The organism is Promicromonospora thailandica (assembly GCF_024171955.1).
GTDB lineage: Bacteria > Actinomycetota > Actinomycetes > Actinomycetales > Cellulomonadaceae > Promicromonospora > Promicromonospora thailandica.
The window spans coordinates 568,443-591,775 of the sequence record NZ_JAMTCS010000001.1 but is presented as its reverse complement, the minus strand read 5'-3'; the positions used below and the strand labels follow the sequence as shown (position 1 = coordinate 591,775).

The window sequence follows — 23,333 nt, the reverse complement described above, 5'->3', positions numbered from 1 at the left end:
ATTCGGGGGCATGACAGTCACGATCCCCGATCTCGATCAGCAGCGCGTCGCCGTCGGCGACGTCACCCTCAACGTAGCGGTCGGCGGCACCGGCAGCCCGGTCGTGCTGCTGCACGGGTTCCCGCAGACGCACCTCATGTGGCGGCACGTGGCGGCCGACCTGGTCCGTGACCACACGGTCATCGCCCCCGACCTGCGCGGCTACGGCGCCAGCGACAAGCCGGACGGGTCCGGTCCCGACACCTACTCGAAGCGCACCATGGCGACCGACGTGGTGGCGCTCGCGCACACCCTCGGGTTCGACAGGTTCGCGCTGGCCGGGCACGACCGGGGTGCGCTGGTGGCCGTCCGGGCCGGACTGGACCACCCCCGCACCGTCACGCACCTCGCGGTGCTCGACGTGCTGCCCACCCTCGACATGTGGGACGTGCTGCACGGCGCCGACGCCGCCGTGGCGTTCCACCTGTACCTCATGGCGCAGCCGCCCGGGCTGCCCGAGCGCATGATCGAGGCGTCGGCCGACGAGTTCTTCGGTTTCTTCCTCGACGCCTGGGGCACCGGCCCGGAGGCGATCCCGGCCGCCGTGCGCGCGGAGTACCTGCGGGCCGCCCGCGCCGCGGTGCCGTCGATCGTGGCGGACTACCGCGCGTCGGCAGGCATCGACCTGGAGCACGACCGCGCGGACCGCGCGGCGGGGCACCGGCTGACCATGCCGGTCACGGTGCTCCAGCAGGACTGGGGCGCGGCGCTCGGCTACGACGCGGCCGGCCTGTGGTCGGCCTGGGCCGCGGACCTGGAGCACCGCACCCTCGACGCGGGGCACTTCATGGCCGAGCAGTCGCCCCGGGAGGTGGTCGCCGCGCTGCGGGCCCTGCTGGCGCGGTGACGCAGCCCGGGTGGGTCAGCGCCGGAACCAGGACTTCTTCGTGCGCGACAGGCCCATGGTGTCGCGCAGGTCGGTCACCGTGACCGCGTCGGTGTACGGCTCGCCGTTGATGAACAGCGTCGGCGTGCCGTGCACCCCGGCGTCGATGCCGTCCTGGTAGTCGGTGCGGACGGCCTCGGCGAACCGCTGGGCCGGCTCGCCGACCAGGCTCGTGGTGTCGAGGCCGAGCTGCTCGCCGTAGCGCACGATGGAGGCGTCGTCGAGCTGCATCTGGTTCTTGAACAGCAGCTTCGCCATCGGCCAGAACGCGCCCTGGTGGCCGGCGGCCTCCGCGGCCAGGGCGGCCGTGAGCGCGTACGGGTGCGGCTCGAAGAGCGGGAAGTGCCGCCACACCAGGCGCACCTGGCCCTCGGACTTATCGATCAGCTCGCTCAGCACGGGCTTGGCCGCGCCGCAGTACGGGCACTCGAAGTCGCCGAACTCCACGATGGTGAACGGGGCCTCCGGGTTGCCGTACGCCCAGCGGAACGCGAAGCCGCTGTCGTGGGTGCCGAGGTGGGCGGGGGCCGGGGCGGCCTCGCGGGTCGCCTCGTGCCCGCCGGTACCGGGGTCTGGGGTCATGTCATCCATCGTCGCACCCTCCTGCGTGATCTCCTCAGACACTGGCCGGCACCTTCGCGTCGAGCAGCGTCTCGACGGCGTCGCGGGCGTACCGGGCGGCGTCGGGGGTGCCCGCGATGGCGGCGGTCGTCTGCGCGCCCTCCGCCAGGATCGCGATCTGCGGCGCGAGCTCCGGCGGGCCGTCGAGCTCCGCGACCAGGCGGGCGACGTACTCCTGGAACGTGCGCTTCTGCTCGCGGACGGCATCCGCGACGGCCTGGGAGGTGGCGCTCAGCTCCCCGTGGGTGTTGATGAACGCGCACCCGCGGAAGTCCGGCTCCCGGAACCAGCCGTCGAGGAAGTCGAAGATCGCGAGCAGCCGTGCGCGGGCGGTCGTGGCGCGCTCCGACGCCGACGCGATGCCGTCGTCCCACACCGCCGTGCGGTGGCGCAGCACCGCGACGACCAGCTCGTCCTTCGAGGAGAAGAGCGAGTAGATGCGCTTGAGGGAGACACCGGCGGCCGTCCGCACGGCGTCCATGCCGACGGCCTGCACCCCCTTCGTGTAGAAGAGCTCGTCCGCGGCGCGAACCACCTGCTCGCGTGCGGCCTCTTCGTCGGCCATGAAACATCACCCCATCTTCTGCTCCGCTCGGGTTGCGCGGAGAACGTTCGTTCTCTACTGTATCTGACATCGGGCGAGAACGACCGTTCTCACCGCGGCAAGATGGAGAGGGATCGGATCATGGGTTACATCACGGTCGGTTCGGAGAACAGCACCACCACCGAGCTCTACTACGAGGACCACGGCACGGGGCAGCCGGTCGTCCTGATCCACGGCTACCCGCTGGACGGCAACAGCTGGGAGCGTCAGTCGCGCGAGCTGATCGCGGCCGGCTACCGCGTCATCACCTACGACCGCCGGGGCTTCGGCAAGTCGAGCAAGGTCGGCACCGGGTACGACTACGACACCTTCGCGGCCGACCTGAACACCCTGCTGACCACCCTGGACCTGCGCGACGTCATCCTGGTCGGGTTCTCCATGGGTACCGGCGAGCTGGCCCGGTACGTCAAGAACCACGGCCACGACCGCGTCGCCAAGCTCGCGTTCCTGGCGTCGCTGGAGCCGTTCCTGGTCCAGACCGACGACAACCCGACCGGCGTGCCGCAGTCGGTGTTCGACGGCATCGAGCAGGCCGCCCGCGGCGACCGGTTCGCCTGGTTCACGCAGTTCTACCAGGACTTCTACAACCTGGACGAGACCCTCGGGTCCCGCATCAGCCAGGAGGCCGTCACGGCGTCCTGGAACACCGCCACGGGCAGTGCGCCGGTGGCGGCCTACGCGGTGGTCTCCTCCTGGATCGAGGACTTCCGGGCCGACGTCGAGGCCGTGCGCGCGGCCGGCAAGCCGTCCCTGATCCTGCACGGGACCAAGGACAACATCCTGCCGATCGACGCCACCGCCCGTCCGTTCCACAGCGCCTTCCCGGAGGCGGAGTACGTCGAGATCGAGGGTGCGCCCCACGGCCTGCTGTGGACGCACGCCGACGAGGTCAACGAGGCCCTGCTGGCCTTCGTCAAGGCCTGACGGACCTGACACACCGACCGGCGAGGTCGGCAGTCCGCACCGAGATCGGCACAGGCCTGTACCGATCTTGAGGCAGGCTGCCGACCTCGCCGCGTTTCCCTGGCAGTGCTGACCAGATCGTTCCGCATCGGGACCCGATCAGGGCTCCCCGGGCACCTCCGTCCCGGTCAGACTGGGGTCATGAGCCGAGCGCTGATAGTCGTCGACGTCCAGGAGTCCTTCCGGGTGCGCCCCCAGTGGGCGGACACCCTCAACCCCGGGATCGCGGAGCCGGTGAACCGGCTGGTGGACCTCGCCCGCCAGGCCGGCGACCTCGTGGTCTGGGTGCTGCACACCGAGCCCGGGACGGGCAACCCGTTCGACCCCGCGACCGGCCACGTCCGGCTGTTCGCGGAGCTCGGTGAGCCCCGCCCCGGCGAACCGGTGCTGCACAAGACCTCGCACAACGCCTTCACGACCACCAACCTGCAGCAGCTCCTCACCGCCCACGGCGTCGGCGCGCTGCGCGTGTGCGGCATCCGGGCCGAGCAGTGCGTGGAGACGACCACCCGCGTCGCCTCGGACCTCGGCTACGCCGTGACCTTCGTCAGCGACGCGACGAGCACCGACCCGCTGGGCCGGTTCACCGCCGCCGACCTCCTGGAGCGCACCGAGACCGTGCTGCGCGACCGGTTCGCGCGGATCGCGACGGTCGCCGAGCTCGAGGCCGAGGCGCGCGAGCACGTGGCACCATCGGCGGGGTGACCACTGTCCTGTTCGTGCTCCTGCCCGGCGTCCACCTGCTCGACCTGGCGGGACCGGCGCAGGCGTTCTTCACGGCGGGCGACGTCGGCCACCCCTACGACCTGCGCTACGTCTCCGCCCTGCCCGACGCCGCCACGGTCACGTCCGCGCAGGGCCTCCCGCTGGCGGTGGGTCCGGACTGGCCGGCACTGACCCCGGACGATCTCGTCGTCGTGCCCGGGTGGCGGGTGGGGGAGGACCCGCGGGCCTGGCCCCACGTCGGGGACGCGACGCGCGAGCGGCTCCGGGCACACCACGCGGCGGGCGGCACCGTCGCCAGCGTGTGCGCGGGCTCGGACGCGCTGGGGCAGGCCGGGCTCCTGGACGGCCGCCGCTGCACCACGCACCACGCGGTCCAGGACGAGCTCGCCGCCCGGCACCCGCGCGCCCACGTAGTGCGCGACGTGCTGTTCACGACGGACGACCGCGTGGTCACGTCGGCCGGGATCGCGAGCGGCATCGACCTGTCGCTGCACCTGCTCGCCGTGCGGCACGGTCCGGCCGTCGCCGCCCGGGTGGCCCGCGAGATGGTGGTGTACGCGCGCCGCAACGGCACGGAACCGCAGGCCAGCGTGATGCTCCGGCACCGGTCCCACCTCGACGACACGGTGCACCGCGTCCAGGACCACATCGACACGCACTTCACGCGGACGCTCCCGCTGCCCGACCTGGCCGCGCGCGCCGGCGTCGCGGAGCGCACCCTGACCCGGCTGTTCACCCGGGCTGCCGGGGTCACGCCGCTGCGCTACCAGCAGTCGCTCCGGGTCGAGCGCGCCGAGCACCTCATCGGGCACGGCGCCACCGTCGAGGCGGCGGCGCACGCCGTCGGCTTCCGCGACGCGCGCATGCTCCGCCGCCTCCGCACCATGGCCCTGCCGACCCGCCCGGGGCCGCCCGGGTCGTGACCGGTCCACCCCGATCTGCTGGGATGTCCCCCGTGACCACCCGCCCGAGGCCCACGCCACCGCTCGTCCCGGCCCTCTCCGCCGTCGCCGCCCTCGCCGTGGCCCTGTCCGGCTGCGGCCTCCGGTCCGTGGACGACGTACCGGTGCCCGAGACGTGGGAGTACTCCTACCCGGACGACTCCTCGGCCTCGATCCGGCTCGAGCCCGGCGGCGTGGGCGTCCTGACGAACGTGCCACCCGGGTTCTTCACCGACTGCGGCTCCGCGGACGACGGCGAGGACGTGGCCGCGTGGTCGGGCGTCGACCCGCCGGGGGCGGAGGGCTGGACCGGCGACATCACCTGGATCGAGACGGGGGCGGGCCGGGTCGAGGTCGACGGCGGGCCGTCCGGGGCAGGCATCGTCTGGTCGGACGCGTCCGGCTTCGGCGGCGACATCACCTGGGGCGCGGTGGACATCGAGATCTGCGACGCCGCCACCGGGGACCGTTCGACCATGCGGTTCTTCTCGTTCCCCGGCTGACGCCGCTCAGGCGCCCGCGCCGCCGTCGACCTGGAGGATCGCGCCCGTGACGTACGACGCGCGGTCGCTGAGCAGCCAGGCCGCGGCTCGGCGATCTCCTCCGGCCGGGCCATCCGGCCGAGCGGCGCGCCGGCCGCGAGGTGGTCCGTCAGACCCGGCGTGTGGTTCTCCCACTCGCGGATCATCTCCGTGCTCGTGCCCCCAGGGGTGATCGCGTTGACCCGGATGCCCTCCGGCCCGTAGGTCACGGCCGCCGACTCGGTGAGGCTGTTCACGCCGCGCTTCATGGCCCCGTAGGCGGGCAGCACCGGGTTGGCCCGCAGGCTGCCGATGCTGGAGTTGTTGACGATGGCGCCGGTGCCCGCGGTGGCGTGGATCGCGTCGATCTCCGCGACCATCGACAGCCAGGGCCCGCGCAGGTTGACGGTGTAGACGCGGTCGAAGTCGGCCTCCGACACCTGGTCCAGCGGCTGCGGCGGGGTGAAGGCCGCGCCGTTGTTGAAGGCGACGTCGAGCCGCCCGAAGCGTTCGACGACGCGGTCGACGAGGGCGCGCACGCTGTCGGCGTCCGCCAGGTCGGCCACGGCGTGGTCGGCGGTGCCGCCGGCGGCGCGCACCTCCTCGGCGACCGCCGCGATCTGCGACTCCGTCCGGGCCGAGAGGAAGACGGTGGCGCCCTCGCGGGCGAACAGGCGGGCCGCGGCGGCGCCGATGCCGCGGCCCGCCCCGGTGACGAGGGCGACCTTGCCGGCCAGCAGGCCGGCCGTCGGGGTGGTGGGGTGGGTGGTCTCGGTGGTTGTGCTCATACCGACGAGCCTCTGCCCGGTCGGCGACCGCATCCAGGCACCGGCCGTACCTGGCTACGGGCGGGCACCCCGCCGATACTCGAGGTATGGACAGAGCCGAGCTCGCCACCTTCCTCCGCGGACGCCGGGAGCGCATCGCCCCCGCGGACGTCGGCCTGCCCGCGGGTCGCCGGCGGCGCACACCCGGCCTGCGCCGCGAGGAGGTGGCGCAGCTCGCCTACATCTCCACCGAGTACTACACGCGGCTCGAACAGGCGCGCGGCCCCCACCCGTCCCGCGAGGTCGTGACCGGGCTGGCCCGCGCGCTGCGCCTGTCCGACGCCGAGCGGGACCACCTCTCGGTGCTCGCCGGGCTCCCGCCCGGGCCGCCGCCCGGCCCGTCCCGCACGGTGCGGCCCAGCGTCCAGCTGATGCTCGACCGGCTGCCCGGGTCCGCCGCGTTCGTGACGTCCGCGACGTCGGAGGTCATCGCCTGGAACGGCCTCGCGGCCGCGCTCATGGAGGACTTCTCGGCCGTGTCGCGTCAGGACCGCACCCTCGTCCGGCGGGCCTTCCTCGGGCTGGGCAACCGGTCCGACCGGATGTACGGCGTGTCGGACGTCGACGAGTACGCCCGCTCGGCCGCCGCCCGCCTCCGCCGGACCGCCGCGCGGTACCCGGACGACCCCGAGGTGACCGCCCTGGTCGACGAGCTCCTGGCCGGCAGCCCGGAGTTCGCCGACCTGTGGGCGGCCGCCGACGTCGACGTCGCGCGCACGCTGCGCAAGACGTTCCGGCACCCGCTCGTCGGACCGGTCACCGTGAACTGCGACGCGCTGGACATCACCGACCAGGACCAGCAGGTCGTGGTCTACACGGCCGACCCGGGGTCGCCGTCGGAGGAGGCGCTGCGCCTGCTGGCGGTCGTCGGCACGCAGCGGATGACCGCTGCCACCTGAGCCGGCTCAGCGCGCGGACCGGCTCGCGCGGTCCGCGAGCAGCCCGCCGACGGCGGGCACCAGCGCCAGCAGCCACACCCGGTGCCGCCCGCGGGCGAGCGCCACGGCGGTCACGAGCACCCCGAGGTAGACCATGCCGTGCAGCGGGCCGACGGCGCTCGCCACACCCGGGTGGTGCACCGTCGCCAGGTTGCCGAGCAGCACCAGCACCGTCACGAGCTCCAGCGCACCGAGCACCCGGAGCGCCGCGCCGCCGGTCACAGCCCGGCTCCCGTCGTCGACCCGGGGCGGTAGACCATGAGGACCACGACCACCGCCCAGAGCAGGTTGAAGATGCCCGCGTGCATCGAGAGGCGCGCGGTCGCGGGGCGGTTCCCCGGCGCCTCGAGCGCCTCCACCACGCGCCGCTGCCCGGGCAGCACGAGCACGATGAGGACGGCGGCGGCCGCGGCGGTGAGCACCATGGATGCGATCAGCCACGCGTCGGACAGGACGCCGAGCGTCGCGCCCGTGATGTAGCCGAGCACCGGGACGGCGACGCCGATCGCGGCGTACACGCGCGTGACGCGGTGCAGGAGCCGGACCGAGGCGGCGGCGCTCGCGTCGTCGGGCGCGGCGAGGGCGCGGCGCGCGACGGGCGGGAACATGCTCGCGGTGATGGCGACCGGTCCCACGGTGAGGATCGCGGCCAGGACGTGCAGGGAGAGGAACAGCGCGGTCATGCCGCGGTGCCCGAGGTCGTTCGCATGCGGTCATCGTGCGGGACTGCCCGCACGCGCCGACAGTGGCCGTGCTGCCAACAACCTCCGGGATCTGGCCAGGCGTGGGTCGCCGGCTCCTCAGACGGTCAGCCCGACCACCACGGCGACGACGGCGAGCAGCGGGACCAGGCCCTGCGTGAGCGCGGCGCTCCGCTTGGTGGGGTCCGAGATCACGAGCACCAGCGACGCCGCGAGCATCGAGCCCGTGCCGGCCAGCACCAGCGCGGCGCCGGCCGGCGTCGACCCCGCGGCCGTCAGCACGATGCCGACCGCCGTGACGATCGCCAGGAACAGGTTGTAGTACCCCTGGTTCAGGGCCAGCGGCCGGGTCACCTCGGCCTCCTGCACCGTGGTCCCGAACGTGGCGCGGGTACGCGGGCGCGTCCAGGCGAAGGACTCCAGGTAGAAGATGTAGACGTGCACGAGCGCGGCGACGCCCGCGAGCACGAGTCCGGCGATCAGCACGGCGTCCTCCGAGTTCGTGGGCCGGTACGGGCTGCGGCCGGGTGATCGGCAGTATGGCAGCCCGGAGCGCGTCCGTCCCGGGAACACGCTCCGGGAATAGCACGCGCCCCCGGATGGCTCCGTTGTGCATGGAGTGGAAGATGACGACGCTGACCCGGGAGCGGTTGTCCGCCGGTGCGACGTGGTCCCGGCCGGGCGCCCTGTGGCTGGTCGTGCTGTCCGGCTCCGCGACGCTGGAGACCGCGGGCTCGCGGCGCGAGGTGGGTGCGGGCGACGCGGTGCTGGTCGACGCCAGGACGGCGCACTGCCTGGTCGCCCACGCCGAGACCGACCTGGTGCACGGCGACCTGCGGCAGGCCGTGCCCACCGTGGCGCTGCCCAGCCCGCTGGTCGTGCGCGAGTTCGAGCGCCGCCAGCGTGGGGTCATGGCGCTCGTCCGGGTGTGCCCGCTCGACGCGATCAGCGCCCCCGCCCCGTATGCGGCCAGCTACGCCGGGCTGATCGGTGCCGCGATGGTCGCCCTCTGGGAGCAGGACGGGCGGGCCGCCCCGGACGGTCTGGGGGACCCTCAGGTCGGCGACGTCGTCGCCGCGCTGGCGGCCCGCCCCGGCGAGCCGTGGACCGTCGACCGGATGGCGGCCCTGGTGCACCTGTCGCGCTCCGCGCTCACCGAGCGCTTCCGGCGGGCCACCGGGCACAGCCCGATGGGGATGCTGCGGCAGGTGCGGATGGACAGGGCCCGCACCCTCCTGGCCGACCGGTGCCTGCTGATCACGCGGATCGCCGTCGAGGTGGGGTACGGCTCGGTCGCCGCGTTCAGCCGGGCGTTCGCCGCGGAGCACGACGGCGTCTCGCCGCTCGCCTGGCGCACCGCGCCGTCGGGTTCGGTGTCGGACGCCGTGTCGGATGTGGTGTCAGGCGCGCGGCAGGCGCACGAACGCCCAGCCCAGACCCGCCGCCACCGCGGCGCCCGCGCCGATCACGAGCAGCGGGCGGACGCCGTAGCCGTCCAGTAGCACGCCGCCCAGCGCCGACCCCGCCGTGATGGCGACCTGGAACGCGGTGACCTGCAGCGAGATCGCGGACTCGGTCCGCACCGGCTCCGCCCGGGCGACCCAGAGCTGCGTGGCGGCGGGTACGGCGTTGAGCGAGACGCCCCAGAGCACCACCGCGACCGTCAGCACCGGGACGGACGGCGCCACGGCGGTCAGCAGCAGCGCGACGGCCAGCCCGAACGGCGCAGCCGCCGTGAGGGGCCGCAGCCACCGGGCCAGCACGCCGGCCAGGATCGGTCCGACGACCCCGCCCACGCCCCAGGCGAGCAGCATCCACGTGGTCGCGCCGGGGTCCACCCGGTCGATGGCGAGGCGGATGTACGGGTACGCCGCGAAGTTGCCGAAGGCGACCAGCACCACGAACCCGATGCCCGCCATGAGCAGCCTGTTGCGCAGCGCCTCGCGCAGCATGCGCAGACCCGCCGTGGGATGGGCCGGTACGGAGGGCAGCGCGACGGCGAGCGCCACGGCGCTCAGCAGGCTCAGGACGGCGGCGCCGCCGAACGCCGTCCGCCAGCCGACGGTGTCGCCCACGACGGAGGCGAGCGGGACGCCCACGACCGTGGCGACGCTGGTGCCGAAGGCGAGGGCGGAGGCGACGAGCCGCTGCCGGCCCGGCGCGGCGTGCACGCCGGCGCCGAACGCGAGCGACCAGTAGCCGGCGATCGCCACGCCCAGCAGCAGCCGGCCGACGAGGACGACGGCGAAGCCGGGCGCGACGGCGACGGCCAGGTTGGACAGTGCCGCCGCGAGGAGCAGGCCGAGCAGCACCAGGCGGCGGTCCGCGCGGGGCAGCAGCACGGCGATGCTCGGGGCCGTGAACGCCCCGGCGATCGCGGTCGCGGCGACCGCGAGGCCCGCGGTGCCCTCGCTGACACCGACGTCCGCGGCGAGGGCCGGCAGCACGCCGGCGGGCAGGAACTCGCTCGCGACCAGGATCGCGATCCCGAGGGAGAGCGCGCCGACGGGCAGCCAGGCGCGCGCTCCCGTGACGGCGGGCGGTGTGGTCGGAGGGCTGGACGGGGCGGTCTGCGTGGGCATGCACCCAGCCTCCGACGGGTGGGTGGCGCGGGTTTGATCGTGCGGCGGGGGCCGTTGATCGTGCGGACGGCGTCCTACCGGTCGGTGTCTTGCAGGTCGGTGTCTTGCAGGCCGGTGGCAGGCGCCTCGGTGGCGGGCCGCCGGGCGCGGTCCTGGCGCCACGCCCGGATGCCCGCGACCACGGACGCCGCGATGACGACCCCCGCCACCACGTACGCGACGGGGCGGACCGACGGGTCGGACGCGGCGAAGTACCCGAGCACCGTGATGAGCACGCCCCAGCTCAGCGCACCGAAGACGTTCGCGGTGAGGAACCGCAGGTAGGGCATCCCGGCGATGCCGGCGATGACCGGCACGAAGACGCGCGCCCAGGGCATGTACCGGCCGATCACCACGGACCACCAGCCGAACAGGTCGTAGAACCGCTCGGTGCGGGCCACGGTGGCCTGGACCCAGCGGCCGGTGCGGGAGGCGAGGTACGGGCGCCCGTACCGGCGGCCCAGCAGGAAGGCCACCTGGTCGCCCGCGACGGCGGCGACGCCGACGCCGGCCGCCAGCACCCAGATGTCGATGCGGTCGGTGGAACCGGCCACGATGCCGGCGCCGAACAGCAGGCCGTCCCCGGTGAGGAACGGGATGAACACGCCGACGAAGAACGCCGTCCCGACGAACACGAGGCCCCACACCGCCAGGTAGAACGCGAGCGGGCCGAGCACGTCGAGCCACCCGGCCACGTCGTCCGACACGGCGGTCCTGAGCATGGGGGCGTCCCTCCGGTCGAGCGGATACGTCCTGGTTAGGACAGCCTAAGCCGTTCGGCGGGTGAGGTGGTCGGGGTGCCCACCGTCCGGTCAGGCGCCGGGCCGGTCCACGACGCGGGACATCACGAGCGCCGTACGGGTCTTGACCACGTGGGTGACGGTGCGGATGCGCTCCACGGTGCGCTCGATCTCCTCCATGCTGGTGGCCATGACGTGCACCATCGCGTCGGCGTCGCCGGTCACGGTCGAGACCCGCACCACCTCGGGGATGGGCGCGAAGTCGCGCTCCAGCACCTTGGGCGACACGATCCCGGAGCAGAAGATCTCGACGTAGCCCTCCAGGATCCAGCCCATCGCCTGCGGGTCGACGCGCACGGTGAACCCCGCGATCTCCCCGCGGGCGAGCATGAGGTCGACCCGCCGCTTCACGGCGGGCGCCGACAGGCCCACGGCGGCGCCGACCTCCTGGTAGGTGGCGCGCCCGTCCTTCAACAGCTCCGAGACGATCGCCCGGTTCACGGCATCCATGAACGAATCGTTCAACCCGGCGCGTGATTTTGCAAGATTCAGCGGCTCACAACGCAACGGATGCGTGCCTGTTGTGAATCGGCGCGACCGTAGCCTCGCGCCATGACGCAGACCATGGTCCAGCGGACCGCAACGCCGCGGCACTACCTCATGTGCCCGCCCACGTACTTCGACGTCGTCTACGCCATCAACCCGTGGATGGACCCGTCGTCGCCCGTCGACACCACCAAGGCGCTCGCCCAGTGGGAGGCCCTGCGCGCGGCCTACCAGGCGCGCGGGCACCGGGTCGACGTCATCGAGCCCGAGCCGGGCCTGCCCGACATGGTCTACGCGGCCAACGGCGGGATCGTCGTCGGCGGGCGGGCGCTCGCCGCCCGGTTCACGTACCCGGAGCGCGCGGCCGAGGGTCCCGCGTACGACCGCTGGTTCGGCTCGCCGGCCGCCGAGGGCTACCGCCGGCTCGGCGAGTCGGTCGAGATCATGGAGGGCGAGGGCGACCTGCTGCTCATCGGCAGGACGCTGCTCGCCGGCACCGGCTTCCGCACCACGCCGGCCGGCCACGCCGAGGTGGCCGAGCGCCTGGAGCTCGCCGAGCAGGGCATCGAGCTGGTCCCGCTCGAGCTGGTCGACCCGCGGTACTACCACCTCGACACCGCGCTCTCCGTGCTGGACGACGGCGCGGTCTCGGGCGAGGTCGTCGTGGCCTACCACCCCGAGGCCTTCAGCACCGCGGCCCAGGAGACGCTGCGCGAGCGGTTCCCGGACGCGATCCTCGTCGGTAGGCAGGACGCCGCGGTGCTGGGTCTGAACGTCGTCTCCGACGGGCTGCACGTGTTCCTCAGCGACCGCGCCCACGACTACGCCGAGGCGCTCAAGGAGCGCGGCTTCGTGCCCGTCGGCATCGACCTGTCGGAGATCTTCAAGGGCGGCGGCTCGGTCAAGTGCTGCACGCTCGAGCTGCGCCCCGAGACCACCACCCCGTCCGCCGTGCCCGCCCTGACCGGCACGGCGCTGGCCAGCGCCGTCGTCGCGGGCGCCGTGCTCGCGGACGCGGCCGCCGTCACTGCCGCCACCACGGAGGAGACCCGATGACCACCGTCCCGTACCTCGACGTCGCCGCCACCGCCCGCTGGGTCGCGCGCCGCGGGCCCGAGGCCGCGATCGCCGCCCTGACCGACGCCCTGGAGCGCGACTTCGCGCGCTGGCCCGAGCTCGACAAGCGGCCGCGCATCGCGTCGCACTCGGCGGAGGGCGTCATCGAGCTCATGCCCACGTCCGACGCCGAGACCTACGGGTTCAAGCTGGTCAACGGTCACCCGCTCAACCCGTCGCGCGGCTACCAGACCGTCACCGCGGTGGGCATGCTCGCCTCCGTGCACAACGGCTACCCGACGTTCCTCGCCGAGATGACGCTGCTCACCGCGCTGCGCACCGCGGCGACGTCGGCCCTGGCCGCGCGGTACCTGGCCCCGGCGAGCTCGCGGACGCTCGCCCTGATCGGGTGTGGCTCCCAGGCCGAGTTCCAGGCGCTCGGCATGCGCGCCGAGCTCGGCATCGAGACGCTGCGCGTCTTCGACGTCGACCGCGACGCCATGGAGAAGCTGGCGAAGCACGCCAAGGCGCTCGGCTTCGACGTGGTCCTGGCCGACGACGCCGCCGACGCCGCGCGCGGTGCCGACGTCGTCACGACCTGCACCGCGGACAAGCAGAACGCCACCGTGCTGCAGGACGCCGACGTGACCGGCGGGGTGTTCATCAACGCGATCGGCGGCGACTGCCCCGGCAAGACGGAGCTCGACCCGGCCACCGTGGCGCGCGCGAGCGTCTTCGTCGAGCTGCCCGAGCAGACGCGCATCGAGGGCGAGATCCAGCGTCAGGCGCCCGACTTCCCGGTGACCGAGCTGTGGCAGGTCGTCACGGGCGTCGCACCGGGCCGTCGCAGCGCGGACGAGCTGGTGGTCTGGGACTCCGTCGGGTTCGCCCTGGAGGACTGGACCGCGCTGCGCTTCGTGCTGCAGGACGTGACGGAGAACGCCCCCGAGCTGCTCGGCCACCTCGACCTCATCGCCGAGCCGGAGAACCCGAAGGACCTCTACTCCCTGGTCGCCGACGCCTGACCCACCCTCACCCCGCCGAAGTAGAACACCAGCGAAGTAGAACTGCAGCGAAGTAGAACTGCAGCGAGATAGAACCAGGGCGAGATAGAACCAGGGCGAGATAGAAGCAGGGCGCGCGCTGCGGTTCTACTTCGCCCTGGTTCTATCTCGCTGCAGTTCTACTTCGCCAGGGTTCTACTTCGGCAGGGTTCTACTTCGGCAGGTGGGTCAGAGGAGGTCGGCGCGGAGGTCTGGCTCCGTGGGGAAGGGGTGGAACGGGTGGGTCGGGGCCGTCAGGCGGTGGTGGCCCAGGCGGAGGAGGTCCTGGTCGACACCACCCGGCGTCAGCATCAGCATCCAGTCGGCGGCCATGTCGTACAGCTCGGGCTCGAGGTAGCCGATCTTGACGACCACGACGTCGGTGCCGCGCGGGTCGAGCCCCAGCGCCGTGAAGTCCGACTCCAGGTGGTACGGCTTGCGGCGCTCGGTGAGGATCACACGCAGCCCACCCACGCGGACGACCGTGACGATCCCCGCGTCAGGGTCGCCGTCGCTCGCGTGCTCCACCACGCCGCGCAGCCGGACGGGGCCGTGCGGGCCGTCGTCCACGCGCGCCCCCGCCTCGACGTCGACCTCGGCGCCCGCGCCCTCGGCCGCGAAGGTCGCGGCCACCGAACGTGCCGCGCCGGCGTCCGGGAGCGACGCGTAGATCGCCGTGCTCCCGCCGCCCTCGGCGAAGGCCGGCTCCGCCAGGAGCCGCGCGAGCGTCCACGTGACGTCGCCCGCGCCGCCGGCGGTCGGGTTGTCGCCCGAGTCCGACAGGAAGTACGGGCGGGCGGCGCTCGAGAGCGCCGCCGCCACGCACTCCTCGTACGGGGCCGCGGGAGCGACGAACGCGAAGTCGTCGCGCGCGTCCCAGTACCGGCGGCCGAGCCGCTCGGCCCCGCGCACGATCGCTTCCTCGTCGTCGCCCGTGACGACGACGGCGGCCCGGCAGCTCGGTTCGTCCGCCCACGCGTACCCGACCCACAGCGCCGCGTCGAGCACGCCCGGCGACCCGGCCACGCGCGCGACCTCGGCGTAGATGGAGGCCGCGGGCTCGATGCGCGTGCTGGTCTTCTCGCCCGGCAGCAGCACCGGGACCTGCAGCCACGCCTTCTTCGGTGCCCCGCCGGACCGGAGCCGCGCGAGCAGGTTGGTCGCGGCGCGCTCCCGGGTCTCCCACACGTCCTCGTGCGGTGCCATGCGGTAGCACGTGATGAGGTCGCTCAGCTGGGCGAGCGCGCGGGGGACGTTGCCGTGCAGGTCCATCGTGGTGCTGACCAGAGTGTCAGGGCCGACGGCGTCGCGGACCGCCGCCGCGAGGTCGGTCTCGGCGTCGTCGCGGCCCACCACCGTCATCGCGCCGTGGATGTCCAGGAGCAGCCCGTCGTAGGGGCCGTGCTCGGCCTGCTGCGCGCGCAGCGTCGCGACGATCTCGTCGCGCACCGCCTCGTAGACGTCGGCGGGCACGGCGCCGCCCGGCAGGGAGCGCGCGTGCAGCACGCCGGTCCAGTCGGCGGCCTGCCGCAGGGGAGCGCCGTCGGCGAGGAAGGGGTAGTGCGTCACCAGCTCGTCGCCGCGGCGCAGCGTGAACGCCTCCCAGCCGGAGCGGTGGGGCGAGAACGTGCTGGACTCGATCGACATGCCGGCGATCGCGACGCGGGGGCGCGAGGTGGTCATCGGGTTCCTTCCGGGGTCATCGCCGGGGTCATCGCGGGCGGCGTGGCCGGCGGCCTGGTGAACGCGTGCGGCACGAGGGTGTCCTCCAGGAGGCGGCCGACACCCACGAGGTTCGCGTCCGGGCCGAGCCCCGACGGCGCGATCACCAGGTCGCGGGTCATGAGCGGGTGGGCGCCCTCGTAGATCTGGCTCCGGATCGCGGAGACGAAGGGCTCCAGGGTGGACAGGGCGCCGCCCAGGTACACGGCGCCCGGGTTGAAGAAGTTGACCACCGTGCACAGCGCGGCGCCGAGGTGCCGCCCCGCGGTGCGGGCCAGCGTGGTCGCGACGGGGTCGGCGTCGCGCACGAGCGTCAGCACGTCGGCGGTCGCCGTGACGTCGTAGCCCTGCTCGCGCAGCAGCCGCACCAGGGCGGCGCCCGAGGCCACGGTCTCCAGGCAGCCGCGGTTGCCGCAGGTGCACGGGGTGTCGCCGCCGGCCGGGATGCGGGTGTGGGTGATGTCGCCCGCCGCGCCGCCGGCGCCCCGGTACAGCCGGTCGTCGACCAGGATCCCCGCGCCGATCGCGGTGCCCGCCTTGACCGACACGGAGTGCCGCGTGCGCCGGGCGGGGCCGAAGTGCTCGCCGACGGCCATCGCGTTGGCGTCGTTCTCCACGACGGCCGGGACGCCGAGGGCGTCCTCCAGCCAGGAGCCGACGTCGAACCCCGACCAGCCGGGCATGCGCGACGGGCTGTCGAGCGCCCGCTGCGCGACGTCGACGGGCCCCGGCAGGGAGATGCCGGCGCCGAGCAGCCGTCCGCCGTCCGCCGCCGTGCCGGCGAGGTCGCGCAGCGCGGCCGTGGCCTGCGCGAGCACGGCCTCGGGACCGTCGGCGATCGCGAGCGGGATCTCCGTGGTGGCGACGAGCTCGCCGCCGTGGCGCAGGATGCCGAGGCGGGCGTGGGCACCGCCCACGTCGACCACGCCGAGGTAGCCCGTGCTGCCGGGCACCCGCAGGGCGCGCGGACGCCGTCCGCCGCTGGACTCGCCCTCGCCCGTCTCCTCCAGGTCGCCCGAGGCGAGCAACGCCTGCACGCGCTGGGAGACGGTCGACGGCGCGAGGCCGAGCGCGTCGGCGATCTCCTTGCGGGACCGGGCGCGTCCGCTCGACACGAGCACGACGATCTCGCGCTCGAGCCGTGCGGCGGACACCCGAGGGCGCGCGGTCTGGGCCACAGGCCTCCTCCTCCGGAAACGTCGTGCGGAACTTCTTGCGGGTCTTCTTGCGGGATACGGACCAAGTCTCGGGACGAGTCTGCACCACGGCGAGGACAAGATCGGCCGGACCGGGCTTCTTGCGCGGGCGAATTAACAGTCTTGTTACGGATTCCGCGTAGATCCCAGAAACTTCCTCCGTCTACGGTGCTTCATTATTCGGTCGGTGAACCAAGTCTCGCCGGCCCCGCAGACCAAGGAGACCCAGATGCGCACCACGCAGGCCGGACGGGCCATGCGGCTGGCGGTCGGAGCGGCCGCCGCCGTCGCCCTCCTCGCCGGATGCTCCGCGTCCTCCGGTGCGGACGAGTCAGCCGCCCGCACCGACGTCAACTACGCCCTGCCCGCCAACGCGACCCCCAACTGGATCGTCCCGCTGGGCATCGCCGGCAAGCTCGCCACCCACAACTCCGCCATCATGCGCACCCTCTGGGAGCCGCTCGTCGCCTACGACGGCTCCGAGGGCGAGGTGGGACGCGTCGCGACGGCAGATCTCGCCGACGAGATCACCTTCTCCGACGACTCCCGCACCGTCACCATCACCCTCGACGACCGCACCTGGAGCGACGGCGAGCCCGTCACCTCCGCGGACGTCGCGTTCTGGTTCGACCTCGTGAAGGCCAACACTGACCTGTGGGCCAGCTACTCCGAGGGCCGCATGCCCGACAACGTCACCGAGGTGGCCACGCCCGACGAGAAGACCGTCGAGCTCACCTTCGACAAGGTCTACAACCCCGAGTGGCTCCAGGCCTCGCAGCTCACCCTCGTGGTGCCCCTGCCGTCCCACGCCTGGGCCAAGGCCGCGGACGACGACGAGCCCGACCCCGCGCTCGCCGAGACGAAGGACGGCGCGCGGGCGATCTTCGACTACCTCGTCACGCAGAGCGAGGACCTCGGCACGTACGCCACCAACCCGCTGTGGCAGACCGTCAACGGCCCGTACACCCTGACCGGGTTCACCGACGCGGGCCAGGTCGAGCTGACGCGCAACGAGACGTACGACGGCGACGACGCCGCGTCGATCGACACCGTCAACCTGCTGCCCTACACGTCCACGGACGCCGAGGTGAACGCGGTGCGCTCCGGCGCCGTCGACTACGGGTACATCCCGACCACGGGCCTGGACGCGCCCGAGCAGTACGAGCAGCTCGGCTACACGGTCGAGCCGTGGGCCGGCTGGTCCATCACATACCTGCCCTACAACTTCAACCACCCCGAGCTGGGCCCGGTCTACCGCCAGCTCTACGTGCGCCAGGCGCTGCAGCACCTCGTGGACCAGGAGCAGATCTCCGAGGTGATCTGGAAGGGCGCGGCGCTGCCCGGCTACGGGCCCGTACCGCAGAACCCCGAGAGCGACTTCCTCTCCGCCGAGCAGAAGGACAACCCGTACCCGTTCGACCCCGAGGCGGCCACGGCGCTGCTCGCGGACCACGGCTGGACCCCCGGCGCCGACGGCGTCCTGGAGTGCACCGACCCTGGCGAGGGCGACGACCAGTGCGGCAAGGACGTCGAGCAGGGGCAGAAGCTCGCGATCACGATCCTGTCCCAGAGCGGCTCGGCCGAGACCGACAACATGTTCGCCGAGATCAAGTCGACCATGGAGCAGGCGGGCGTGGGCGTCACCATCGAGACCGCGCCGCTGAACACCGTGCTGTCCTCGATCGCGCCGTGCACCGCCGACCAGCCGGACTGCGACTGGGAGCTGCCCTTCTTCGGCACCGCCGGCAGCTGGTACTTCGGCGGCTACCCGAGCGGCGAGCGCGTGTTCGGCACGGGCGCGGCGTCGAACTTCGGCTCCTACTCCGACGAGACCTTCGACCAGCTCATGCACGACTCCACCGAGAGCACCGACCCGTCGGTCATGCAGGAGTACTCGCGCTACGGCGCCGAGAACCTGCCGGTCATGTGGCTGCCGAACCCCGTCTACCAGGTCTCGGTCATCAAGGAGGGGCTGGAGGGCACCACGCAGGACCCGCTCGCCAGCTTCCACCCGCAGCGCTGGAGCTGGGCCGGCTGACATGACCACAGCCATCCCCGCGCAGAGTGCGACCGAGGTCGCCGTCGTGCCGCCCACCCGGGTGGCGCGCGGCGGCTTCGGCCGCTTCCTGATCCGGCGTGTGCTCCAGGCCCTGGCCGTGATCCTCGTGGTCAGCGTCATCGTGTTCGCGCTGCTGCACGCCCTGCCCGGCGGTCCGGCCCGCGGCGTCCTCGGCCAGCAGGCGACCGCCGAGCAGATCGCTGCGTTCGAGGCCGCCAACGGCCTCGACCAGCCGGTCGTGCTCCAGTACCTCTCCTTCCTGGGCCGGTCGCTGACGGGCGACCTCGGCGAGTCGTACCTGCTCAACCAGTCGGTGTCCGACGCCATCGCCCTGCGCCTGCCCAAGACGCTCCTGCTCACCGGGCTGTCCCTCGTGGTCGCCGTCGCGATCGCCGTACCCGCCGGGGTCTACCAGGCCGTGCGGCGCAACCGCGCCGTCGACTACTGGCTCTCGACGCTCGCGATCGTCGCCTACTCGACCCCCACCTTCTTCCTGGGCATGCTCCTGATCCTGCTGCTCAGCCAGACCGCCGGCCTGTTCCCCGCCGCGGCGCCGCAGGGCAGCGGCGTCGCCGAGGTGCTGGCCCAGCCCGCCGGCCTCGTGCTGCCCGTGCTCACCGGGGCCGTGCCCATCGTCGCGACCTTCAGCCGCTACATGCGCTCGGCCACGCTCGACAACCTCGGCGAGGACTACGTGCGCACCGCCCGCGCCAAGGGCACCGTCTACCGGCGCGTCGTGCTGCGGCACGTGCTGCGCAACTCGCTCACGCCCGTGGTCGCGATGCTCGGGTACTACCTGCCCGTCATGTTCGGCGGCGCGCTCGTCGTGGAGCAGCTGTTCAACTACCCGGGCATGGGCCTCCTGTTCTGGAGTGCCGCACAGAGCAGCGACTTCCCGGTGCTGCTGGGCTGCGTGCTCGTCATCTCCGTGGCGACCGTCGTCGGCTCGCTGCTGGCCGACCTGGTCCAGGCGCTCCTCGACCCGCGCACCCGCGGGAGCCTGCGATGACGGGGCTGCGCAGGTTCGCCGCCAACCGGCTCGCGGTGGTGGGCGCCGTGGCGCTCCTGCTGCTCGTCCTGTTCGCCGTGCTCGGACCGCTCGTGCACCCCACGGAGCAGGTGACCACCGACCTCGGCGCGGCCAACCTGCCGCCCGGAGCCGACGGCCACCCGCTCGGCACGGACGCGCTCGGCTACGACAACCTCGGCCGCCTCATGGTGGCCGGGCGCGTCTCGCTCCTGGTCGGCGTGCTGGCCGGCGCGCTCGCGACCGTGGTGGGCACCCTGTGGGGCGCGGTCGCCGGGTACGTCGGCGGCGTCGTGGACGCCGTCATGATGCGGGTGGTCGATGCCGGCATCGCCATCCCCGCGATCTTCCTGCTGCTGGTGCTGTCCACGATCGTCCGGCCCACGGTCGGCATGATGATCGTCGTCCTGGGCCTGGTCTCGTGGCTCGTCCCGGCCCGGCTGATCCGCGCGGAGGCGCTGTCCGTGCGGACCCGGGACTACGTGGTCGCGGCCCGGGCGATGGGCGCCACGCACAGCCGCACCGTGCTGTCCCACGTCATCCCGAACACCGTCGGCACGGTCGTGGTGAACGCGACCTTCCAGGTGGCCGACGCCATCCTGCTGGTCGCCTACATCAGCTTCCTCGGCATGGGCGTGCAGCCGCCGACCACCGACTGGGGCGCCATGCTCAACGACGGCATCAGCTACATCTACCAGGGCGCGTGGTGGCTGATCCTGCCGCCGGGCCTGGCGATCGTGATCGTGGTGTGCGCCCTGAACTTCGTGGGCGACGGGCTGCGGGACGTGGTCGACGTGAGGGGGAGGGCAGCATGAGCGACGTCGTCCTGCGCATCCAGGACCTGGCGGTCACCTTCGCCACGGACTCGGGCGAGGTGCCCGCCGTGCGCGGCGTGGACCTCGAGGTGCGACGCGGCCGGGTGGTCGCGCTCGTGGGCGAGTCCGGATCCGGCAAGAGCGTGACCTCGCTGTCCGTCCTGGGCCTGCTGCCCACGACGGCGCGCGTCACCGGCACGGTCGAGCTGGCCGACGACGGCGCCCTGCGCGACGTCGTCCGCACCCCGGAGGACCAGCTCGTGGACCTGCGGGGCCGCGTGGCGTCCATGGTGTTCCAGGAGCCGATGACGGCCCTCAACCCGACCATGACGCTCGGCGACCAGATCGCGGAGGCGGTGCTCAACCACGAGCGGGTCACCCGGGCGGCCGCACGCGAACGCGCCGTGGAGCTGCTGCGGTCCGTCGGCCTGCCGGAGCCGGAGCGGCGGGCGGGGCAGTACCCGCACGAGCTGTCCGGCGGGCAGCGGCAGCGCGTGGTCATCGCGATCGCGCTGGCGTGCGAACCGCACCTGATCGTCGCCGACGAGCCGACCACGGCGCTCGACGTCACCGTGCAGGCGGGCATCCTCGACCTGCTGCGCGAGCTCGTGGCGCAGCGGGACACGGCGTTGCTGCTGGTCACCCACAACATGGGCGTGGTGGCCGACATCGCCGACGAGGTCGCCGTCATGCGCGAGGGACGGATCGTCGAGCACGGCGCGGCCGAGCAGGTGCTGCTCGCCCCGGAGCACCCGTACACGCGGGCGCTGCTGGACGCCGTACCCGCGGTGCCGCCGGCGAGCACGGTGGTGGGCACAGTGGTGGGCACGGTGGTGGGCGAGCCGGGGCCGGGTCTGCCGGCCGCCGGGCGAGCACCGGACGGCCCGGACGAGCGGGAGGTGGTGCTGGACCTGCGCGGCGTCAGCCTCGACTACCGGGTGCAGGGGCGGCACGTCCGCGCCGTCGAGGGGCTGGACCTGACCGTGCGGGCGGGGGAGATGCTGGGCCTGGTCGGCGAGTCCGGATCGGGCAAGTCGACGGCGGGTCGCGCCTGCCTGGGCCTGCTCACGCCCACGGAGGGGGAGGTGCTGCTGCTGGGCACCTCGCTCGGCCGTGCCCGCGGCCGGGCCCGGCGGCGCCTGCTGGCCGACGTCGGCGTCGTCTTCCAGGACCCCGGCGCCTCGCTCGACCCTCGCACACCGGTCGGGGAGTCCGTCGCGGAGCCGCTGGTCATCCACGGCCGGGACGGACGGCGGCTGTCCGCACCGGAGCGGAGGGCGCGGGTCCGCGAGCTGCTGGACGCGGTGCGCCTGCCCGCCGGTGCGGAGCGGCGGTACCCGCACGAGTTCTCCGGCGGGCAGCGGCAGCGCATCGGGCTGGCCCGCGCGCTGGCCCTGCGGCCCCGGCTGCTGGTCGCCGACGAGCCGACCAGCGCCCTGGACGTGTCCGTGCAGGCCGAGGTGCTCGCGCTGCTGCGGGACCTGCACGCGGAGCTGGGCTTCGGCTGCCTGTTCATCAGCCACGACCTCGGCGTCGTGCACGAGCTGACCGACCGTGTGGCGGTGCTGCGTGCCGGCCGCCTCGTCGAGAGCGGCCCGACGGCGGACGTGTTCGCCGCCCCGCACGACCGCTACACCGCGGAGCTGCTGGCCTCCGTGCCGACGCCGGACCCGGCGGCGCAGCGTGCGCGGCGCGCCGCCCGGCAGCGGCTGACCGCGGGCGCGGCCCGATGACGTACGGGGCCACCGCGGGCGTCGACATCGGGGGCACCAAGATCCGCGCCGCGGTCGTCACGGCCGACGGCGAGGTGGTCGCCTCGGCGACGGCGCCCACGCCGCGGGGTGGCGCCGCGATGCTCGACGTCGCCGCCGGGCTGGTCGACCGGGCCGTGGCCGCGGCGGGTCGCGGGATGGGGCACGGTGCGGGGTCCGGGGTGGGTTCGGGCGCGGGTTCCGGTGCGGGGCGCGCCGGGGTGACGGCCGTGGGGGTCGGCGCGGCGGGCGTCGTCGACCCGGTGACGGGCGAGGTGCTCGCGGCGAGCGACTCGTTCACCGGCTGGGTGGGCACCGACCTGCGGGCCGGGCTCGCGTCCCGCACCGGGCTGCCCGTCACGGCCGCGAACGACGTGGACGCGTTCCTGGTCGGCGAGGCGACGTGGGGCGCGGTGCGCGGTGTCCGGTCGGCCGCGGGCATCGCGCTCGGCACCGGGGTCGGCGGTGCGCTGTGGCTGGACGGCGCCCTGTACCGGGGTGCGGGTGCCGCCGGCGAGATCGGGCACATGCCCGGGTTCGGCGACGCGGTGTGCACGTGCGGGCAGCGGGGGCACCTCGAGACGCTCGCGTCGGGACGGTCGGTGGAGCGCCGGTACGCGGAGGCGGTGGGCGCAGAGGCGGGCGTGGGCGGGGTGTCGGCCGGTGTGGTGCCGGGCTCGGCGTCCGCCCTCGGCGCGGCCGAGATCGAGGCGCTGGCGCGGGCGGGCGACCCTGCCGCGGTCCGGGTGTTCGCCGACGCGGGGCACGCCGTCGGCTCAGCGGTGCTCGTGGTGGCGGCCCTGCTCGACGTCGGCCACGTGGTGGTGGGCGGGGGGCTGGCGCGGGCGTGGGACCTGCTGGAACCCGCCCTGCTCGCACGGCTGCGCGAGGCGCCGCCGGTCTCGGGCCACCCGGTCGAGGTGCGCCACGCGGCCCTCGGCGGCGACGCGACGGTGGTCGGCGCCGCGGCCCTGGCCCGCCGGGCCTGAC

24 protein-coding genes are annotated in these 23,333 nt (G+C 73.8%); 13 read left to right on the top strand and 11 right to left on the bottom strand.

The window, feature by feature from the left end:
- Nucleotides 1-10: 10 nt before the first annotated feature.
- Complete coding sequence (locus APR03_RS02820; RefSeq protein WP_253832511.1) at nucleotides 11-886, top strand: alpha/beta fold hydrolase; 876 nt, start codon at nucleotides 11-13, stop codon at nucleotides 884-886.
- A gap of 15 nt (nucleotides 887-901) precedes the next feature.
- Here the strand turns inward: APR03_RS02820 and APR03_RS02815 are convergent, their stop codons facing one another.
- Both APR03_RS02815 and APR03_RS02810 read right to left on the bottom strand, forming a co-directional pair.
- Nucleotides 902-1,507: a DsbA family protein gene (locus APR03_RS02815; RefSeq protein ID WP_253832509.1), complete on the bottom strand. Its 606-nt coding sequence runs from the start codon at nucleotides 1,505-1,507 to the stop codon at nucleotides 902-904.
- A 34-nt stretch (nucleotides 1,508-1,541) separates the two neighbouring features.
- A complete protein-coding gene (locus APR03_RS02810; protein WP_253832507.1) occupies nucleotides 1,542-2,111 on the bottom strand; it encodes a TetR/AcrR family transcriptional regulator in 570 nt (189 codons plus the stop codon).
- A 120-nt stretch (nucleotides 2,112-2,231) separates the two neighbouring features.
- On the opposite strand from APR03_RS02810, the gene APR03_RS02805 reads away from it, so the two are divergent.
- The 3 genes from APR03_RS02805 to APR03_RS02795 all read left to right on the top strand — a co-directional run bounded on the left by APR03_RS02805 (nucleotide 2,232) and on the right by APR03_RS02795 (nucleotide 4,762).
- Entirely contained in the window at nucleotides 2,232-3,074 is an 843-nt protein-coding gene (locus APR03_RS02805; RefSeq protein WP_253832505.1) for an alpha/beta fold hydrolase, read from the top strand.
- A 180-nt stretch (nucleotides 3,075-3,254) separates the two neighbouring features.
- Complete coding sequence (locus APR03_RS02800) at nucleotides 3,255-3,818, top strand: cysteine hydrolase family protein (protein WP_253832503.1); 564 nt, start codon at nucleotides 3,255-3,257, stop codon at nucleotides 3,816-3,818.
- Complete coding sequence (locus APR03_RS02795) at nucleotides 3,815-4,762, top strand: GlxA family transcriptional regulator (RefSeq protein ID WP_253832501.1); 948 nt, start codon at nucleotides 3,815-3,817, stop codon at nucleotides 4,760-4,762. Before APR03_RS02800 ends, APR03_RS02795 begins: the two co-directional genes overlap by 4 nt.
- Before the next feature lie 166 nt (nucleotides 4,763-4,928).
- Here the strand turns inward: APR03_RS02795 and APR03_RS02790 are convergent, their stop codons facing one another.
- Nucleotides 4,929-6,089 (bottom strand): SDR family NAD(P)-dependent oxidoreductase, encoded by a 1,161-nt coding sequence (locus APR03_RS02790; RefSeq protein WP_253832499.1) that lies wholly within the window; start codon nucleotides 6,087-6,089, stop codon nucleotides 4,929-4,931.
- A gap of 86 nt (nucleotides 6,090-6,175) precedes the next feature.
- Between APR03_RS02790 and APR03_RS02785 the strand changes: the two genes are divergently transcribed.
- Nucleotides 6,176-7,027: a helix-turn-helix transcriptional regulator gene (locus tag APR03_RS02785; RefSeq protein WP_253832497.1), complete on the top strand. Its 852-nt coding sequence runs from the start codon at nucleotides 6,176-6,178 to the stop codon at nucleotides 7,025-7,027.
- 6 nt (nucleotides 7,028-7,033) lie between these two features.
- On the opposite strand, the gene APR03_RS02780 is transcribed toward APR03_RS02785, so the two are convergent.
- The 3 genes from APR03_RS02780 to APR03_RS02770 all read right to left on the bottom strand — a co-directional run bounded on the left by APR03_RS02780 (nucleotide 7,034) and on the right by APR03_RS02770 (nucleotide 8,253).
- Nucleotides 7,034-7,288 carry a hypothetical protein gene (locus APR03_RS02780; protein ID WP_253832494.1) on the bottom strand — a complete coding sequence of 85 codons (255 nt, stop codon included), beginning with the start codon at nucleotides 7,286-7,288 and terminating at the stop codon, nucleotides 7,034-7,036.
- Complete coding sequence (locus tag APR03_RS02775; protein WP_253832492.1) at nucleotides 7,285-7,749, bottom strand: hypothetical protein; 465 nt, start codon at nucleotides 7,747-7,749, stop codon at nucleotides 7,285-7,287. The genes APR03_RS02780 and APR03_RS02775 overlap by 4 nt, the downstream gene beginning before the upstream one ends.
- Nucleotides 7,750-7,866: 117 nt before the next feature.
- Complete coding sequence (locus APR03_RS02770) at nucleotides 7,867-8,253, bottom strand: DUF1304 domain-containing protein (RefSeq protein WP_253832490.1); 387 nt, start codon at nucleotides 8,251-8,253, stop codon at nucleotides 7,867-7,869.
- Between the two features lie 140 nt (nucleotides 8,254-8,393).
- Between APR03_RS02770 and APR03_RS02765 the strand changes: the two genes are divergently transcribed.
- On the top strand, nucleotides 8,394-9,269 hold the full coding sequence (locus APR03_RS02765) for an AraC family transcriptional regulator (RefSeq protein ID WP_253832488.1): 876 nt from the start codon (nucleotides 8,394-8,396) through the stop codon (nucleotides 9,267-9,269).
- Here the strand turns inward: APR03_RS02765 and APR03_RS02760 are convergent.
- The 3 genes from APR03_RS02760 to APR03_RS02750 all read right to left on the bottom strand — a co-directional run bounded on the left by APR03_RS02760 (nucleotide 9,168) and on the right by APR03_RS02750 (nucleotide 11,638).
- The gene (locus APR03_RS02760) at nucleotides 9,168-10,349 is read right to left on the bottom strand and encodes an MFS transporter (RefSeq protein ID WP_253832486.1); all 1,182 of its coding nucleotides are present in this window, start codon (nucleotides 10,347-10,349) and stop codon (nucleotides 9,168-9,170) included. The genes APR03_RS02765 and APR03_RS02760 overlap by 102 nt on opposite strands.
- Before the next feature lie 74 nt (nucleotides 10,350-10,423).
- Nucleotides 10,424-11,110, bottom strand: coding sequence for a DedA family protein (locus tag APR03_RS02755; protein ID WP_253832484.1), 687 nt, complete (start codon nucleotides 11,108-11,110; stop codon nucleotides 10,424-10,426).
- A gap of 90 nt (nucleotides 11,111-11,200) precedes the next feature.
- Nucleotides 11,201-11,638, bottom strand: a complete 438-nt coding sequence (locus APR03_RS02750; RefSeq protein ID WP_253832482.1) for an Lrp/AsnC family transcriptional regulator — start codon at nucleotides 11,636-11,638, stop codon at nucleotides 11,201-11,203.
- A 102-nt stretch (nucleotides 11,639-11,740) separates the two neighbouring features.
- On the opposite strand from APR03_RS02750, the gene ddaH reads away from it, so the two are divergent.
- On the top strand, nucleotides 11,741-12,730 hold the full coding sequence (gene ddaH / locus APR03_RS02745; RefSeq protein ID WP_253832480.1) for a dimethylargininase: 990 nt from the start codon (nucleotides 11,741-11,743) through the stop codon (nucleotides 12,728-12,730).
- The gene (ocd, locus tag APR03_RS02740; protein WP_253832478.1) at nucleotides 12,727-13,755 is read left to right on the top strand and encodes an ornithine cyclodeaminase; all 1,029 of its coding nucleotides are present in this window, start codon (nucleotides 12,727-12,729) and stop codon (nucleotides 13,753-13,755) included. Before ddaH ends, ocd begins: the two co-directional genes overlap by 4 nt.
- 207 nt (nucleotides 13,756-13,962) lie before the next feature.
- On the opposite strand, the gene APR03_RS02735 is transcribed toward ocd, so the two are convergent.
- A complete protein-coding gene (locus tag APR03_RS02735) occupies nucleotides 13,963-15,456 on the bottom strand; it encodes a M81 family metallopeptidase (protein ID WP_253832476.1) in 1,494 nt (497 codons plus the stop codon).
- Entirely contained in the window at nucleotides 15,453-16,673 is a 1,221-nt protein-coding gene (locus APR03_RS02730) for an ROK family transcriptional regulator (protein ID WP_253832474.1), read from the bottom strand. Before APR03_RS02730 ends, APR03_RS02735 begins: the two co-directional genes overlap by 4 nt.
- A 247-nt stretch (nucleotides 16,674-16,920) precedes the next feature.
- Between APR03_RS02730 and APR03_RS02725 the strand changes: the two genes are divergently transcribed.
- From APR03_RS02725 to APR03_RS02700, 5 genes are read left to right on the top strand one after another with little or no spacing between them, the layout of a single operon-like run.
- Nucleotides 16,921-18,729 carry a peptide ABC transporter substrate-binding protein gene (locus APR03_RS02725; RefSeq protein ID WP_253832472.1) on the top strand — a complete coding sequence of 603 codons (1,809 nt, stop codon included), beginning with the start codon at nucleotides 16,921-16,923 and terminating at the stop codon, nucleotides 18,727-18,729.
- 1 nt (nucleotide 18,730) lies between these two features.
- Nucleotides 18,731-19,759, top strand: coding sequence for an ABC transporter permease (locus APR03_RS02720; protein ID WP_253832470.1), 1,029 nt, complete (start codon nucleotides 18,731-18,733; stop codon nucleotides 19,757-19,759).
- Nucleotides 19,756-20,592, top strand: a complete 837-nt coding sequence (locus tag APR03_RS02715; RefSeq protein WP_253832468.1) for an ABC transporter permease — start codon at nucleotides 19,756-19,758, stop codon at nucleotides 20,590-20,592. Before APR03_RS02720 ends, APR03_RS02715 begins: the two co-directional genes overlap by 4 nt.
- Complete coding sequence (locus tag APR03_RS02710; protein WP_253832466.1) at nucleotides 20,589-22,325, top strand: dipeptide ABC transporter ATP-binding protein; 1,737 nt, start codon at nucleotides 20,589-20,591, stop codon at nucleotides 22,323-22,325. The genes APR03_RS02715 and APR03_RS02710 overlap by 4 nt, the downstream gene beginning before the upstream one ends.
- Nucleotides 22,322-23,332 (top strand): ROK family protein, encoded by a 1,011-nt coding sequence (locus tag APR03_RS02700; protein WP_275976952.1) that lies wholly within the window; start codon nucleotides 22,322-22,324, stop codon nucleotides 23,330-23,332. Before APR03_RS02710 ends, APR03_RS02700 begins: the two co-directional genes overlap by 4 nt.
- Nucleotide 23,333: the final 1 nt, after the last annotated feature.

What these genes read in the sequence shown, in the direction of transcription:
- APR03_RS02810 (WP_253832507.1), bottom strand. Translation starts at nt 2,111, where the DNA reads ATGGCCGACGAAGAGGCCGCACGCGAGCAGGTGGTTCGCGCCGCGGAC.
- APR03_RS02775 (WP_253832492.1), bottom strand. Translation starts at nt 7,749, where the DNA reads ATGACCGCGCTGTTCCTCTCCCTGCACGTCCTGGCCGCGATCCTCACC.
- APR03_RS02785 (WP_253832497.1), top strand. Translation starts at nt 6,176, where the DNA reads ATGGACAGAGCCGAGCTCGCCACCTTCCTCCGCGGACGCCGGGAGCGC.
- APR03_RS02720 (WP_253832470.1), top strand. Translation starts at nt 18,731, where the DNA reads ATGACCACAGCCATCCCCGCGCAGAGTGCGACCGAGGTCGCCGTCGTG.
- APR03_RS02755 (WP_253832484.1), bottom strand. Translation starts at nt 11,110, where the DNA reads ATGCTCAGGACCGCCGTGTCGGACGACGTGGCCGGGTGGCTCGACGTG.
- APR03_RS02710 (WP_253832466.1), top strand. Translation starts at nt 20,589, where the DNA reads ATGAGCGACGTCGTCCTGCGCATCCAGGACCTGGCGGTCACCTTCGCC.
- APR03_RS02800 (WP_253832503.1), top strand. Translation starts at nt 3,255, where the DNA reads ATGAGCCGAGCGCTGATAGTCGTCGACGTCCAGGAGTCCTTCCGGGTG.
- APR03_RS02760 (WP_253832486.1), bottom strand. Translation starts at nt 10,349, where the DNA reads ATGCCCACGCAGACCGCCCCGTCCAGCCCTCCGACCACACCGCCCGCC.
- APR03_RS02790 (WP_253832499.1), bottom strand. Translation starts at nt 6,089, where the DNA reads ATGAGCACAACCACCGAGACCACCCACCCCACCACCCCGACGGCCGGC.
- APR03_RS02725 (WP_253832472.1), top strand. Translation starts at nt 16,921, where the DNA reads ATGCGCACCACGCAGGCCGGACGGGCCATGCGGCTGGCGGTCGGAGCG.
- APR03_RS02715 (WP_253832468.1), top strand. Translation starts at nt 19,756, where the DNA reads ATGACGGGGCTGCGCAGGTTCGCCGCCAACCGGCTCGCGGTGGTGGGC.
- APR03_RS02815 (WP_253832509.1), bottom strand. Translation starts at nt 1,507, where the DNA reads ATGACCCCAGACCCCGGTACCGGCGGGCACGAGGCGACCCGCGAGGCC.
- APR03_RS02805 (WP_253832505.1), top strand. Translation starts at nt 2,232, where the DNA reads ATGGGTTACATCACGGTCGGTTCGGAGAACAGCACCACCACCGAGCTC.
- APR03_RS02700 (WP_275976952.1), top strand. Translation starts at nt 22,322, where the DNA reads ATGACGTACGGGGCCACCGCGGGCGTCGACATCGGGGGCACCAAGATC.
- ocd (WP_253832478.1), top strand. Translation starts at nt 12,727, where the DNA reads ATGACCACCGTCCCGTACCTCGACGTCGCCGCCACCGCCCGCTGGGTC.
- APR03_RS02820 (WP_253832511.1), top strand. Translation starts at nt 11, where the DNA reads ATGACAGTCACGATCCCCGATCTCGATCAGCAGCGCGTCGCCGTCGGC.
- APR03_RS02735 (WP_253832476.1), bottom strand. Translation starts at nt 15,456, where the DNA reads ATGACCACCTCGCGCCCCCGCGTCGCGATCGCCGGCATGTCGATCGAG.
- ddaH (WP_253832480.1), top strand. Translation starts at nt 11,741, where the DNA reads ATGACGCAGACCATGGTCCAGCGGACCGCAACGCCGCGGCACTACCTC.
- APR03_RS02765 (WP_253832488.1), top strand. Translation starts at nt 8,394, where the DNA reads ATGACGACGCTGACCCGGGAGCGGTTGTCCGCCGGTGCGACGTGGTCC.
- APR03_RS02750 (WP_253832482.1), bottom strand. Translation starts at nt 11,638, where the DNA reads ATGGATGCCGTGAACCGGGCGATCGTCTCGGAGCTGTTGAAGGACGGG.